This is a genomic window from Sphaerospermopsis kisseleviana CS-549 (genome assembly GCF_028329225.1).
GTDB lineage: Bacteria > Cyanobacteriota > Cyanobacteriia > Cyanobacteriales > Nostocaceae > Sphaerospermopsis > Sphaerospermopsis kisseleviana.
On the sequence record NZ_JAQMTI010000101.1, the window covers coordinates 17,382 to 31,583 of the forward strand.

Below are 14,202 nucleotides of genomic sequence, written 5' to 3' on the forward strand. Positions count from 1 at the left end.
AAGCAGAGTAAAAAGCATGAAGTCATAAAACTTCATACTTTTTACTTCATGCTTGTTTAAGCTTCCTTACGAACACGAGTGGTCTTGTCACCCAATTTCTGGAACAGACCCCACTCTACTTGTTCTTCTAGATCCGCTTCTACACCTGCGAATACATCGCGGTAGATGGTTCTAGAACCATGCCAGAGGTGACCAAAGAAGAACAAGAGCGCAAAGACAGCGTGACCAAAGGTAAACCAACCTCTGGGAGATGTACGGAATACACCATCAGAGTTTAAGGTTTCGCGGTCAAATTCAAAGATTTCGCCGCCTTGAGCCTTACGAGCATATTTCTTCACATCGGCGGGATCTGTGAATGTTTTACCATTTAAATCACCACCGTAGAAGCTAACAGTAACGCCTGTTTGCTCGAAGCTGTATTTAGATTCTGCCCGACGGAAAGGAATGTCAGCGCGGACAACTCCATCTTTATCGGTCAAAATTACAGGGAAGGTTTCAAAGAAGTTAGGTAGACGACGTACTGTGAGTTCGCGTCCTTCTGCATCTGTGAAGACTGCGTGACCTTGCCAAGATTGGGCAATACCATCGCCTTTAACCATTGGACCGGTACGGAATAAACCACCTTTAGCGGGGCTATTTCCTACATAGTCGTAGAAGGCCAATTTTTCGGGGATTTGTGACCAAGCTTCGGACAAGCTTGCACCGTTAGCAACACTATTTTGCACACGGCGCTGAATTTCTTGACGGAAGTAACCTTGGTCCCACTGATAGCGGGTAGGTCCAAACAGTTCGATGGGGGTGGTAGCGTTACCGTACCACATAGTACCAGCAACTATGAAAGCAGCGAAGAATACCGCAGCGATACTGCTGGAAAGTACGGTTTCAATGTTACCCATCCGTAGGGCTTTGTAGAGCCTTTCGGGAGGACGAACTGTGAGGTGGAATAAACCAGCAATAATACCAACTACACCAGCTGCAATGTGGTGAGCTACGACACCACCGGGGTTAAAGGGGTTAAACCCGGCTGGTCCCCATTCTGGTGCTACTGGTTGGATGCTACCAGTTATACCGTAAGCATCGGAAACCCACATCCCAGGTCCAAATAGACCGGTTAAGTGAAAAGCACCGAAACCAAAGCAAAGTAAACCAGATAAGAACAGGTGGATGCCAAACATTTTTGGCAAGTCTAAGGCGGGTTCGCCTGTGCGGGGATCTCTAAATAGTTCTAAATCCCAGAAAACCCAGTGCCAAACGGCTGCTAGGAATAATAAACCAGAAAGAACGATGTGAGCAGCAGCCACGCCTTCAAATGACCAGAAGCCAGGATCTACTGCTGTGCCACCGGTGACGCTCCAGCCGCCCCAGGATTCGGTTACGCCTAAACGTGACATAAAGGGAAGTACGAACATCCCTTGTCTCCACATGGGGTTGAGAACTGGATCACTGGGGTCGTAAACAGCCAGTTCGTAAAGTGCCATTGAACCAGCCCAGCCAGCAACTAGGGCTGTGTGCATCAAGTGTACAGAAATCAGTCGGCCTGGATCGTTCAGAACCACTGTATGTACTCGGTACCAGGGTAGTCCCATCGACTACGCTCCTCCTCGAAGAGTTAGTTTGTTTACAAAGCAATTTTCTTACTGAGGTTCTGAGGGAGGTAAACTACCACCCAGAAGTCTCTCTGAGTTTTTGTTATTGCCAGTCTTGAGTTTAACCACAGATTACTCTGTAGTTTATTATCGCTTATTCGCTGTCACAAGTTAATTCCCTGAGTTCGTGACTTTCAGGAAGTAGCTGTTTTGGCGATCAGCAAAAATGAGAATATTTTAAAAAGTGTAACTATTGATGGAACTCTTTGCAAGCTCCTAAATAGATGTGATTAGCTAGTTTTTGCATCAGATATCCCTACTCATGCCCACAATGCTACTATTTATCATCTGAGGCACTGGTTAAGCTTAAATTATTCTAAATATACAATAAAGCTGTTCGTTTGGTATAAAATTAGGACTATGATTCCCATGGCGATCGCTTGTTGAAAAATAACATAACTTATATTGACGAGATTTACACATTCCTGTCCTTGATTTTAATGCTGAAATTTATAGGCTATAATTCAACTACTATTCAACAAATAAAGGAGGATAAAATGGATGCAATTACTACTCAGCAAGCAAGTCAAGACTTAGATAATTTAGTAGATCGGGTTATTGCAGATGTAGAACCAACAACTATTTGTAATAACAAAGGTAACAAGGCCATTTTAATTTCTCTAGAGGAATTTTCATCATGGCAAGAGACATTATATTTACTGTCAAATCCTGTTAACGCCAAGCATCTTCTTTCTTCAATTCAATCAGCAAAAGCAGGTGATATTATTGAGAGAGACTTAATAGAAGAATGAAACTCACATTTACAGAAGCTGCATGGAATGATTATTTGTGGTTTCAAGATACTGATAAAAAACTCTTAAAAGGAATTAACACTCTGATTAAAGAAATTCTGCGAACTCCGTTTGAGGGTATGGGTAAACCAGAGCCATTGAAAGCTAATCTATCAGGTTATTGGTCTAGGCGCATCAACACCGAACACCGTCTGGTTTATTAAGTGTTAGAAGAAAACTAGAAGAAAACATAATTATTGTAGCTTGTCATTTTCATTATCAGGATTAGATATTAAGTACGGGAGAAACAGCAATGACAGTGGCAATTGCTAAAAAGATGACCTTTGAGGAATTTCTCAACTATGACGATGGTACGGATACTTTATATGAATTGGAAAATGGAAAATTAATTCCCATGCCTTCGGAAAGTGATATAAATCAACGAATAGCTATATTTCTATTGATCTATTTTTCTCAATTAGGTATCCCGTCTTCTCGTTTACGGATGAAAGCTGAGATAGCTGTAAATAGTAGAAGTGTAGGTGTGCGTATACCTGATGTGGTAGTTTATTCTGAAGAGTTAGCGGTGGCAATGGCAGGAACTACTCGTTCACTGGTATATATGGATATGCCACCACCATTATTAGTTGTTGAAGTGGTCAGTCCTAATCAGGCTAATCGTGATTATCGCTACAAGAGATCCGAATATGCGGCGCGGGGTATTCCTGAATACTGGATTGTTGATCCCATTACTCAAAAGGTGACAGTGTTGGAATGGGTAGAAGGTTTTTATGACGGGCAGGTGTATGAAAATGAGAGCTTGATAGTTTCTCCCATATTTCCAGAACTCAAGTTGACTGCTGCTCAAGTTTTACAAGGATGAAAATCTTTGATATGAAAAACAGCTTATATAAATATAACATATATATTAAAATGATTAACTGCTGATTTTAGAAAAATTAATGTTGATAACTGGGTTTTTCAGGTCTATAAGACGGTGGGGTAAGGTAACAAAATTCCTGTCGTTGTTCTCCTTGTGTTTCTTGCTGGCTGTAAGCTGTACTCCAAGTCCCCAACCAACTACACCACCTAGTCCTGGTGCGGTGAATACTCCTGCTGGTGATGGTAGGATTACTATCGGGACAACAGCAAAACCGAGAACCCTTGATCCTGCTGATGCTTATGAGTTAGCATCCTTGGGTTTAGTCTTTAATATGAGCGATCGCCTATATACTTATGAACCAGGTAGCACAGAAATTAAACCCCAACTAGCCACAGCTTTACCTAAAGTTAGTGAAGATGGTTTAACATACACCATTCCCCTACGGGAAGGAGTAGTTTTTCACGATGACACACCTTTTAACGCTAAAGCAATGGCATTTAGTATCCAGCGTTTTATCGAAAATAAAGGTAAACCATCTTTTCTACTTTCCGATACAATTGAATCCGTGAAAGCTACAGGGGACTATGAACTTACAATTAAATTGAAAAAACCCTTTGCGGCTTTTCCCGCATTATTAGCATTTTCTGGAGTGTGTCCAGTTTCACCTAAAGCTTATGAACTTGGTGCGGGGAAATTTCAACCTAATACCTTTGTAGGAACTGGTCCTTATAAATTAGCCCAGTATGGTACAGATTCTTTAAGATTGGATGTTTTTGAGAAATATTGGGGAGAAAAACCAGCAAATAAAGGTGTTAATGTGCAAATTCAAACCAGTCCAGTGAATTTATTTAATGCTTTTAAAACTGGTGCAGTTGATGTTGCTTATTTATCTTTACAACCAGATCAAATTCGTAGTTTAGAAGATGGTGCAAAAAACGGAGATTGGCAAGCTATAACTGCTCAAGGTAGTGTAGTTAGTTATATGGTGTTGAACAGAAATCAACAACCATTAGATAAACCAGAAGTAAGAAGTGCGATCGCCTCACTCGTTGATCGTCCATTATTAAATGAACGGGTATTATATGGTCAAGCAGATCCACTTTATAGCATGATTCCCACAACCTTCAATGTTTCCCAACCATTATTTAAAGAGAAATATGGTGATGGTAAATTTGAAGAAGCGAAAAAATTGTTAACTACCGCAGGTTTTTCCAAAGAAAAACCCGCCCAAATTCAAGTTTGGTATCCTGCAAGTTCACCCACCCGGAGTTTAGCAGCACAGACATTAAAATCCTTAGCTGATACTAAAATGGACGGGATATTACAACTAGAAGTTAAAACCGTAGAAGGGGCAACATTTTTCAAAGAAATTTCCAAAGGTTCATATCCTATCGCTTTGCTAGACTGGTATCCAGACTTTTTAGATCCAGATAATTATGTACAACCATTTTTATCCTGTGAAAAAGGTTCAGAAGCTAAAGGTTGTGAAGATGGTGGAAGTCAAACTCAGGGTTCTTTTTACTATAGTGAAACAATGAATAAACTCATTGATCAACAACGTCAAGAACAAAACCCAGAAACGAGAAAGAAAATCTTTACTGACATTCAAAATCTAGTTTTAACTGATGTTCCTTACGTTCCCCTATGGCAAAACAAAGATTATGTATTTGCCCAAAAAGGCGTAACAGATGTCAAACTTGATCCTACTCAAAACTTGATTTACAGAACAATTAAGAAGTAGTTCTTAGTCATTAGTCATTAGTTATATTTATCCTGACTCCTGACTTCTGTATGGGCGAAGCATTCGGAAAATAGCCTTGGACAAAAATTTACAATTAGTCGCCCGAATGCTTCGCCCCTACGACTCCTGACTCCTTGAACTCCTTGAACTCCTGAATTCCTGACTCCTAATAAATATGTCCCGTTCTAAAGCCTTACAATATTACATAGTTTCTCGGTTGCTATTTGCACCACTGCAACTATTAACTATTATCACCATTGTTTTTTTATTATTAAGAGCTACTCCTGGAGATCCAGCAGATGCAATTCTTGGTGGACGTGCGCCAGAAAGTGCTAAGGAAGAACTCAGAAAACAACTAGGTTTAAATTTACCCATCTGGTTACAATATCTCAATTATTTGGGAAATATACTACGTTTTGATTTAGGAACTTCCTTAACTAGTCGCGGTCAAAATGTGTGGGAAATTATCAGCCAACATTTTCCAGCTACAGTAGAATTAGCCGTTTGTAGTATGCTGGTAGCTTTAATTGTGGGAATTTTTGTAGGTACACTTTCCGCCTCTCGTCCCGGTACTTCTTTTGATGTTGGTGGGCGTTTATTTGGCATTATTACCTATGCACTCCCCATGTTTTGGGCGGGAATGTTATTACAATTAATATTCTCAGTTCAATTACGTTGGTTTCCTAATTCTAATCGTTTTCCTCCTAATATTTCCCCACCTCCAACTCTTACTGGTTTATATACAATTGATAGTTTATTAAGTGGAAATGTGAGTAATTTTTTCACAGCTTTACATCATTTAGCTTTACCCAGTATCACTTTAGGAATTTTACTCAGTGGTATTTTTGAACGTATTGTGAGAGTGAATTTAAAACAAACATTAAAAGCTGATTATGTAGAAGCAGCTAGGGCGCGAGGAATCCCGGAAAATAAGATTTTAATATCCCATGCTTTAAAGAATGCCTTAATACCTGTAATTACAGTCTTAGGATTAACATTTGCTTCCCTATTGGGAGGGGCAATTTTAACAGAAGTAACATTTTCTTGGCCAGGGTTAGCAAATAGATTATATCAAGCTATTTCTGAACGGGATTATTTTACAGTGCAGGGTATTTTAGTATTTTTTGGGGCAATTGTTGTGACTGCGAGTATTTTGATTGATATTCTTAATGCTTATGTAGATCCGCGAATTAGATATTAACCCAATTTGCTAGTTATATCATTTGGTTTGTAATTCTGTTTTTGATGATTTTCAGTGTTGTGGGGTGGGCATCTTGCCCGCCCTTTTATACTTCATCCAGATGAAATTTGTTGTTGATCTTTACCTACCTTTGCAAACTGCGAGGATCAAGGGCATCCCTTAACCCATCACCTAATAAATTGAATGATAAAACAGTCAGAATAATCAAAATAGCAGGTGATAAAACTAGCCAAGGTTGTAAGACTAAAATTGAAGCATTACTAGCTAAAGAAAGCATATTTCCCCAAGAAGGATCAGGTTGTTGAATACCTAAACCAATCAGACTTAACACTGCTTCTGCACCAATAAAACTCGGAATGGTCAGAGTAGCAGAAATAATTACATAAGTGGCAGTTTGGGGTAAAATATGACGGAGAATAATATAAATTGGCTTACCTCCCATTGCCAGTGATGCTTGGACAAATTCTCTTTCTTTAATTGATAAAACTTGACCACGAATTACTCTAGCTAAACCTGCCCAACTGATCACAGAAGTAATTACAACTATTAATAAAAAGCGTTGTGTACTGGTTAATTGAGGGCTGAGAACTCCTGATAATGCTGCTAACAAATAAATGCTGGGAAAAGTCATTAACACTTCTGCTAAACGCATAATCACACTATCAATTACACCTCCAAAATAACCAGAAATACCACCGATTATTAAACCCAAAGGATAGGTAATGATGATGCCAAAAATCCCAATAAATAAACTAATCCTACCACCATAAAGCAGACGACTAAATTGATCCCGTCCTTGTTCATCAGTACCTAAAATATTAAATTTGGCTTCACCTGTAGAACCAAATAAATGCAAATTTAGGGGAATACCAGGAATAATAGTGACTTCATCCCATTTGGGAGGTAGGGGTAAACTGAGTTGAAATAATCTATATTCTGGACCGGAAACAAATAAAGCCAAAGGTGAAGGCTGTTTAAAATCTACAATTAACTTACGTTCCCCTGTTTCTAGATTTGTATCTCCTTGAATTGTTGGATAAATATGGGGTCCGATAAATTTACCCTCTGGAGAAACCCAATAAATGCGGGTAGGTGGCAATAGCGAACCATTTGGCTGTGAATCATAAGGATTATAAGGTGCGATAAAGTCAGCCCCAATGACTGCTAAATAGAACACTAATAGTATAATTGCCCCAAATCTTGCTAAGGAATTTTTTTTGAGTTTTTGCAACCAATTCATAATTTTTTTGACAAAACTTATTTACAAAACAATGAATGATAATTAATAGAGTTAGTAATTCATTCAGCTAAATCTCTAATGTATGTAAGTTTCTATTTATAGATCAGGTAAAAGTTAAGAGTGGCTAATTTCACAACTACCAATTACCCATTACCAGCCTGAAATAGAAGCTACATAAATTTAGTGATTTAACCATTTAACTGTTCAGCTAAATACCTTATTTCCTCATTCTGTTTTTCATGTTCGACCACAAACACATTAGCATAAAGATTAGCTAAAACTTGTTTTCCTTGTTGTGTCAGTCCTAGATAACGCAATCCTTCTTTGATATAAGGATAGACACCATTCCAGTAAAATTTGGCGTAGTTTTTGCGTAAGTCTCCAGGATTTTTATAACCTAAAGCTTTATTCACTCCGGTTTCTTCAAATTCATAAAATAAACTTGTAATTTTTTTCAGGTAACGGGGATCACTTAATTGCCCAATCAAATCAGCAGCACGTACTATGCCGGCAAAATGAGTGGTATCTTGATGATCATCGGCTCTAGGAACTGGAAACCTGGTTAGTTCAATATTGTTCTTGATCACTTCCGAATCTATCAAAGGATGTCCACCAAATCTTTCATCAATAAATAGTTTAGCCCGATCTACATGATAGGGTGTGAGACTAGCATCAGAAGCACCAGGAGGAAGAGCAACCATGTTGCCATTTTGTCCTGTAGCATATAAACTTTCTGCTTCTTGATCTTCGCGGCAAACTCCTTTGACATAACCAATATCGTGACACAATAAGGAGATAATCACGTGTAACCAATCTTCGCTGGAAACTCCTCCTTCTCGGATGTGTCTACCACGCAAAATTTCTTGTCCGACGAGGGTAACGAGAACAGAGTGTTCCACATTGTGATATAAAGCATCACTGTTGGCGATGTTTTCCAAAGCCATGTTACCAGCCCAAGCTATGATGTCTTGATAATCAGTTTTTAAACCGCCGTAGGTACGTCGATAACCTTCTCGCAGTTGATTTACAAAAGCATCAATGATAATTTCAGTGGTATTGAACATAGAGGATTAGAGGATTCTCAGGGTATATATTTTTTATAATCATGTTTATCTGTTGCAATTTCGTTCAATGTAAATCCTTTATCTTACCAGTTAAAGGGGCGATCGCTTTCTAACTCTAAAAAAGATAAAACTTTTCACGTTTATGAAGCGCATCGAATAAATGACCAAGTTACTATACTCAGAGACTTTGGTGCTTCTGACTGCCATTGGATTAAGTTTACATTATCTATCTCAATTTTTCCTAGCAACCCAAGAATTTCATTTATAAGTTATCATCCTTTGCTATTAACTGTCTTGTGTCTCTTCCCTCCTATTTGTTCTAGAAAAATCCGTTACTGATTTTCGCGGAATTTATGATATAATAGCCCATAGACTAGATTTCCATACTTGTAATCTGCGGGTGTAATTCAGTGGTAGAATGTCTGCCTCCCATGCAGAATGTCGTGGGTTCGAGTCCCATCACCCGCTTTCCAGATTTATTGTCCTATTTTCCCAAATATAATAAATGTAGGAGTAAACGCTACAGTTTTTTATAGCAGTGAAGAGGGTTTTACTCTTGACTCCTGCTATATTAGGTTATTGCTCAGACTGCCAAATCCTGATTGTATGATCAGCACTACCACTAATTATCTTATTTCCGTCAACATTAAAAGCTACAGAATGAACAGTTGATAAATGTCCTGAAAGAGTATTTATCAGTTCTTGGCTATACAGATGCCACAGCTTAATTGTATTGTCACTACTGACATCTCCGAAAATTACATAAGCATAACCTGAAACCCATTCGTAGGGACAATTCATGAATTGTCCCTACATCTTTTTCGGAGAGGTCTATTCAATTCCTTGATGTATCCGGATAAAATAGGTTGTTTTAGTATTAATTATATTAATAACAGAAAAACCACTCCAGAAGTACAGGCAAGGGGTAAAGTTTAATTTTAATTAATCTTCTCCTGGAGTGGGTTTGGGGTTAAGTTGACCTCTAAATAGGGTTTGCTGAAAAAGTCTCTTCGTGAGGGCTTGGAGACAGGAGCAAGAATGAATTATGATGGTGTTCCATGCTTTTTTGCTGTCTACTTATCCTTGTTAGTTCGATTTGAGAGCCTTTCTTGCAGAACTAGCAATTTACGTTAAATAGAATAATAAAGCGGGAAAGATTTTGCATCTTTGGGCTTGACATAAACTCGCTCTTGTGGTTCTAATTTTAACTCATCAAAACGTTCCCGTGTTAAATGAGCAGTAAAATTTTGCCCATCATCCAAGGTTAATTCTACTTGAATTTCCCAACCCAAATGAATGACACGATTAACTATAGCAGATGCAGTTGTACCATTCGCATCTCTTTCGACAATTACATCTTGGGGACGTAAAAATATTTCTGGGTTAGCTGAGTCGAAACCACTGCTTTGAAAAATCTTGGCAGAACTCGGTAAAACATTCACAGGACCAATGAAACTCATTACAAAAGCCGAAGCAGGATGATCATAAATTTCTGCGGGTGTTCCTACTTGTTCTACTTTTCCTTTGTTCATAACTACGATTTCATCAGAAACTTCCATAGCTTCTTCTTGATCGTGAGTTACAAACACGGTGGTAACGTGAACTTCGTCATGGAGACGGCGTAACCAAGCACGTAAGTCTTTACGCACTTTAGCATCTAACGCCCCAAATGGTTCATCTAGTAATAATACTTTAGGTTCTACGGCTAAGGCTCTGGCTAAGGCTACTCTTTGTCTTTGTCCTCCTGAAAGTTGAGAAGGATAGCGATCGCCTAATCCACTTAGCTGCACTAATTCTAACAGTTGTTCTACTTTACCGTGTATTTTCTTTTTCGGTGCTTTGCGAATTTCTAAGCCAAAGGCGATATTTTGCCTCACGGTTAAGTGCTTAAATAAGGCATAATGCTGAAATACAAAACCAATATTTCGCTCTTGTACACTTTGATAGGTAGCATCTTTCCCAGTGAGAATGATTTTACCACTATCCGGCATTTCTAACCCCGATATTAACCGCAGTAGTGTAGATTTACCAGATCCAGAAGGTCCGAGTAATGCTACCAATGAACCACTCTTAATTTCTAAACTCACCTGAACTACAGCCTGGAAGCTGCCAAATTGCTTAGACACATTTTCAACTACTATGCCCACTGGTTTTATACCTCTGTGACTAATCTACGGTTTAGGAGTAGAATTACTGTAGTTTTATTTATATCATAAATGGGGAATAGGGAATAGGGAATCGTTTCCGGCATCTTACCAACTACAACCGCCACAATCTAAAGCACCGCAATCAGGAGTAATATTGATTAATTCAGGATAATTACAAGCGGTATCAGTACAATAGACATCTCCAAAATAGAATGTATTAATTTGTCATAAGTTGTAGGGGCGAAGCTTATGGGCGATAATTTAACGGAAAAATCAGACATATAGATATTCCATAAGCTTCGACCTGCCCCCATAAATAAGTTCCATAATTTCTTTTCTGAAGATGTCTAATTAATTCCTATATCCACAACATCAAAAATATCCTGACAAGATGATAGGGGTGTTTTTGGCTGAGGTTTCCTGTTTTGTTGATTGTCTGTTTGTGTTGGTGGTTCTAGTGCCCAGTCACCAGTCCCCAGTTCCCAGTCCCCAGCCTAAACCAGAAAACCAACAACTTAGTTAATATTAGAATTTTTTGTAGTTATCATTTACAAAAATCTACTCATAACCCCTGATTGAGTATTTTTACTTGCGTTTTTATGACGAAATGTTAAGGAATATTGCAATTCTGTCAAAACATTAAGCTTGAGCGTCATATCAGCCGAAACTCCATGATAGGATGCTTTCGGTAAATGTGAAGATTGGGAGTAAACCTTTGACATTACGGGTTGCTGTTGTGGGTTCGGGCCCAGCCGGTTCATGCGCTGCTGAGACATTAGCAAAAGCTGGCATTGAAACATATTTATTTGAGCGCAAGCTAGATAACGCTAAACCTTGCGGGGGTGCTATTCCCCTGTGTATGGTAAGTGAATTTGATCTACCTCCAGAAATCATTGACCGTCAAGTGCGGAAAATGAAAATGATTTCTCCCTCTAATCGTGAGGTAGATATCAATCTGGTAAATGAAGAAGAATATATAGGAATGTGCCGTCGTGAGGTTCTGGATGGTTTTCTCCGTAACCGTGCGGCTAAATTAGGCGCAAACTTAATTAACGGTACAGTTCAAAAACTGGATATACCCACCAATAACAATGATCCCTATACAATTCATTATTTTGATCATGCCGTAGGTGGTGATAGGGGAGAACCTAAAACCCTAAAGGTAGATTTGATTATTGGTGCTGATGGTGCTAACTCCCGCATTGCTAAGGAAATGGATGCAGGGGATTACAATTATGCGATCGCCTTCCAAGAAAGAATTCGCATTCCTGAAGACAAAATGGCCTACTACCATGACTTAGCGGAAATGTATGTAGGTGACGATGTTTCTACTGACTTCTACGCTTGGGTATTTCCCAAATACGATCACGTAGCAGTTGGTACTGGCACAATGCACGTTAACCAACGAGACATCAAGAAATTACAAGCTGGTATTCGCGCCCGTGCTGCCGAAAAATTAGCTGGTGGTAAAATCATCAAGGTAGAAGCTCACCCCATTCCTGAACATCCCCGTCCTCGTCGTGTAGTTGGCCGGATCGCTTTGGTTGGTGATGCTGCGGGTTATGTTACCAAGTCTTCTGGTGAAGGTATTTATTTTGCAGCGAAGTCTGGGCGGATGTGTGCAGAAACCATTGTTGAGGTTTCTAACAATGGTGCGCGTATTCCTTCTGAGAAAGAGTTGAAACTTTACATCAAACGTTGGGATAAGAAATACGGACTCACTTACAAAGTGTTGGATATTCTGCAAACCGTGTTCTACCGTTCCGATGCTACCCGGGAAGCGTTTGTAGAAATGTGTGATGATTTGGATGTACAAAAGCTAACTTTTGATAGCTATTTGTATAAAACTGTTGTTCCAGCTAACCCCATTACACAATTGAAAATTACAGCGAAAACCATAGGTAGTTTGTTACGTGGTAACGCACTTGCTCCTTAATGGGTGACTGGGGACTGGGAATGTTAATTTTTTATTTTTTCTCATTCCTGGATATCCTGATTGCTGTAGGGGTTTAGCAAAAGCTGATTTTTCTCAACTTGAGGTTAAAACCATCACCGGACTGGGAATAAATTCCCAGTCTCATAGTAAAAAGCATTTGGGTGATAATTTGACGGAAAAATAAGACATCTAGATAACCCAAGTTGCTAGTTATGGGGAAGAGCGATAGCTACGCTGCACTTCGTGAACGCTAGGGTGAAGTTTGGGAAATAATTAGGGAATAGGGAATAGGGAATAAATCAAGTCAAAAGTCAAAAGTCAAAATTAATAAGTTTTGCCTCCTGCCTCCTGCTTCCTATCACCAATCACCAGCATTAATAGTTGCTTGAGGTAAGATCAGCATGGCATCACCAAAGGAATAAAAACGATATCGAGATGCGATCGCTTGTTCATAAATTTTTAACAATCTTTCTCTACCAATCAACGCACTTACCAGCATCAATAAACTAGAACGGGGTAAGTGAAAATTCGTAATCAAACCTTGTACCACTCGCCATTGATAACCAGGATAGATAAATAAATTTACCTTGCCCACATAAGGTTGTAAATCCCCTGATTGTGCCGCACCTTCTAACGCCCGGACTACTGTAGTACCAACGGCAATAATTCGCCCTCCAGCAGCCTTAGTAGCCTTAATTTGTTCTACTGTAGCATTACTAACTTCAATCCATTCTTCGTGCATTTGGTGAGTTGTTACATCTTCTACTTCCACTGGACGAAAAGTACCCACACCGACGTGCAAAGTTAAAAAAGCTTGATTAATGCCAATATCGCGTAATTTTTGTAAAAGTTCTGGTGTAAAGTGTAACCCGGCTGTGGGTGCAGCGATCGCCCCCTGTTCCTGGGCATAGACAGTTTGATATTGTTCATCAGCAGCAGAGGAAGCATTAATATAAGGAGGTAAAGGTATTTCCCCGAACTTCTCCAATACTTGCACCAAAGGCACATTTTCCGGTAAATCAAACTGCAATAACCGCCCCCCAGTGGCTTCATCTCTTTCTACAACTGTGGCTGTTAGTTCATTACCCGCAGCTAATTTTTGCCCATCAAAAATAATCTGAGTTCCTGGTTTAAAGTATTTTCCGGGCTTCACCAAAGCCAACCAACAGTTATGCTGTCGTTCTTCCAACAGCAAAACCTCTACCTCCGCACCCGTAGATTTGCGGCCATATAACCTGGCTGGAATAACTTTTGTATTATTCATCACTAACAAATCCCCAGATTTGAGTATTTCCACTAAATCTCGGAAAATGTAATCAAGTGCTGGTTTTTCTACTCCCGTACTCAGGGAATCTATCACCAACAAACGAGAACTATCTCTAGGAACAGCCGGGTTTTGGGCAATTAATTCCGTCGGTAGTTCATAATCATAGCCAGATAAAGAACGGTTTAAATCCACACCTTGATTTTCTAAGTTAGACATTTTTCTAAAAGGTAAACAGGGAATAGGTAATGGGTAATGGGCATTGGGCATTGGGTTATTCATCCTCCCAGTCACCAGTCACCAGTCACCAGTCACCAGTCACCAGTCACCAGTCACCAGTCACCAGTCC

Annotated in this window: 12 protein-coding genes and 1 tRNA gene; 7 read left to right on the plus strand and 6 right to left on the minus strand. The window is 39.4% G+C overall.

Annotation, left to right across the window (positions count from 1 at the left end):
- Positions 1–56: 56 nt before the first annotated feature.
- Complete coding sequence (gene psbB / locus PN497_RS08205) at positions 57–1,586, minus strand: photosystem II chlorophyll-binding protein CP47 (protein WP_096565114.1); 1,530 nt, start codon at positions 1,584–1,586, stop codon at positions 57–59.
- A 557-nt stretch (positions 1,587–2,143) separates the two neighbouring features.
- Here psbB and PN497_RS08210 point away from each other — a divergent pair.
- The 5 genes from PN497_RS08210 to PN497_RS08230 all read left to right on the plus strand — a co-directional run bounded on the left by PN497_RS08210 (position 2,144) and on the right by PN497_RS08230 (position 6,202).
- Entirely contained in the window at positions 2,144–2,398 is a 255-nt protein-coding gene (locus tag PN497_RS08210) for a type II toxin-antitoxin system Phd/YefM family antitoxin (RefSeq protein ID WP_096572531.1), read from the plus strand.
- The gene (locus tag PN497_RS08215; RefSeq protein WP_096565112.1) at positions 2,395–2,601 is read left to right on the plus strand and encodes a Txe/YoeB family addiction module toxin; all 207 of its coding nucleotides are present in this window, start codon (positions 2,395–2,397) and stop codon (positions 2,599–2,601) included. Before PN497_RS08210 ends, PN497_RS08215 begins: the two co-directional genes overlap by 4 nt.
- 89 nt (positions 2,602–2,690) lie before the next feature.
- A complete protein-coding gene (locus PN497_RS08220; RefSeq protein WP_096565110.1) occupies positions 2,691–3,260 on the plus strand; it encodes a Uma2 family endonuclease in 570 nt (189 codons plus the stop codon).
- Between the two features lie 79 nt (positions 3,261–3,339).
- Positions 3,340–5,001, plus strand: a complete 1,662-nt coding sequence (locus tag PN497_RS08225; protein WP_096565108.1) for an ABC transporter substrate-binding protein — start codon at positions 3,340–3,342, stop codon at positions 4,999–5,001.
- Positions 5,002–5,176: 175 nt separating this feature from the next.
- Positions 5,177–6,202, plus strand: coding sequence for an ABC transporter permease (locus PN497_RS08230; protein ID WP_096565107.1), 1,026 nt, complete (start codon positions 5,177–5,179; stop codon positions 6,200–6,202).
- A gap of 124 nt (positions 6,203–6,326) precedes the next feature.
- Here the strand turns inward: PN497_RS08230 and PN497_RS08235 are convergent, their stop codons facing one another.
- Complete coding sequence (locus PN497_RS08235) at positions 6,327–7,442, minus strand: ABC transporter permease (protein WP_096565105.1); 1,116 nt, start codon at positions 7,440–7,442, stop codon at positions 6,327–6,329.
- 188 nt (positions 7,443–7,630) lie between these two features.
- Positions 7,631–8,506 (minus strand): Npun_R2479 family HD domain-containing metalloprotein, encoded by an 876-nt coding sequence (locus PN497_RS08240; RefSeq protein ID WP_096565103.1) that lies wholly within the window; start codon positions 8,504–8,506, stop codon positions 7,631–7,633.
- Positions 8,507–8,902: 396 nt separating this feature from the next.
- On the opposite strand from PN497_RS08240, the gene PN497_RS08245 reads away from it, so the two are divergent.
- Positions 8,903–8,974 (plus strand) — tRNA-Gly (locus PN497_RS08245).
- 108 nt (positions 8,975–9,082) lie between these two features.
- Here PN497_RS08245 and PN497_RS08250 read toward each other — a convergent pair.
- Together PN497_RS08250 and PN497_RS08255 are read right to left on the minus strand one after the other, a co-directional pair.
- Positions 9,083–9,307 (minus strand): WD40 repeat domain-containing protein, encoded by a 225-nt coding sequence (locus tag PN497_RS08250; protein WP_096565101.1) that lies wholly within the window; start codon positions 9,305–9,307, stop codon positions 9,083–9,085.
- A gap of 329 nt (positions 9,308–9,636) precedes the next feature.
- The gene (locus PN497_RS08255; protein WP_096565099.1) at positions 9,637–10,653 is read right to left on the minus strand and encodes a sulfate/molybdate ABC transporter ATP-binding protein; all 1,017 of its coding nucleotides are present in this window, start codon (positions 10,651–10,653) and stop codon (positions 9,637–9,639) included.
- Positions 10,654–11,332: 679 nt separating this feature from the next.
- On the opposite strand from PN497_RS08255, the gene chlP reads away from it, so the two are divergent.
- Positions 11,333–12,589, plus strand: a complete 1,257-nt coding sequence (gene chlP, locus PN497_RS08260) for a geranylgeranyl reductase (protein WP_096565096.1) — start codon at positions 11,333–11,335, stop codon at positions 12,587–12,589.
- 358 nt (positions 12,590–12,947) lie between these two features.
- Here the strand turns inward: chlP and queA are convergent, their stop codons facing one another.
- Entirely contained in the window at positions 12,948–14,072 is a 1,125-nt protein-coding gene (gene queA / locus PN497_RS08265) for a tRNA preQ1(34) S-adenosylmethionine ribosyltransferase-isomerase QueA (protein WP_096565095.1), read from the minus strand.
- Between the last annotated feature and the right edge of the window lie 130 nt (positions 14,073–14,202).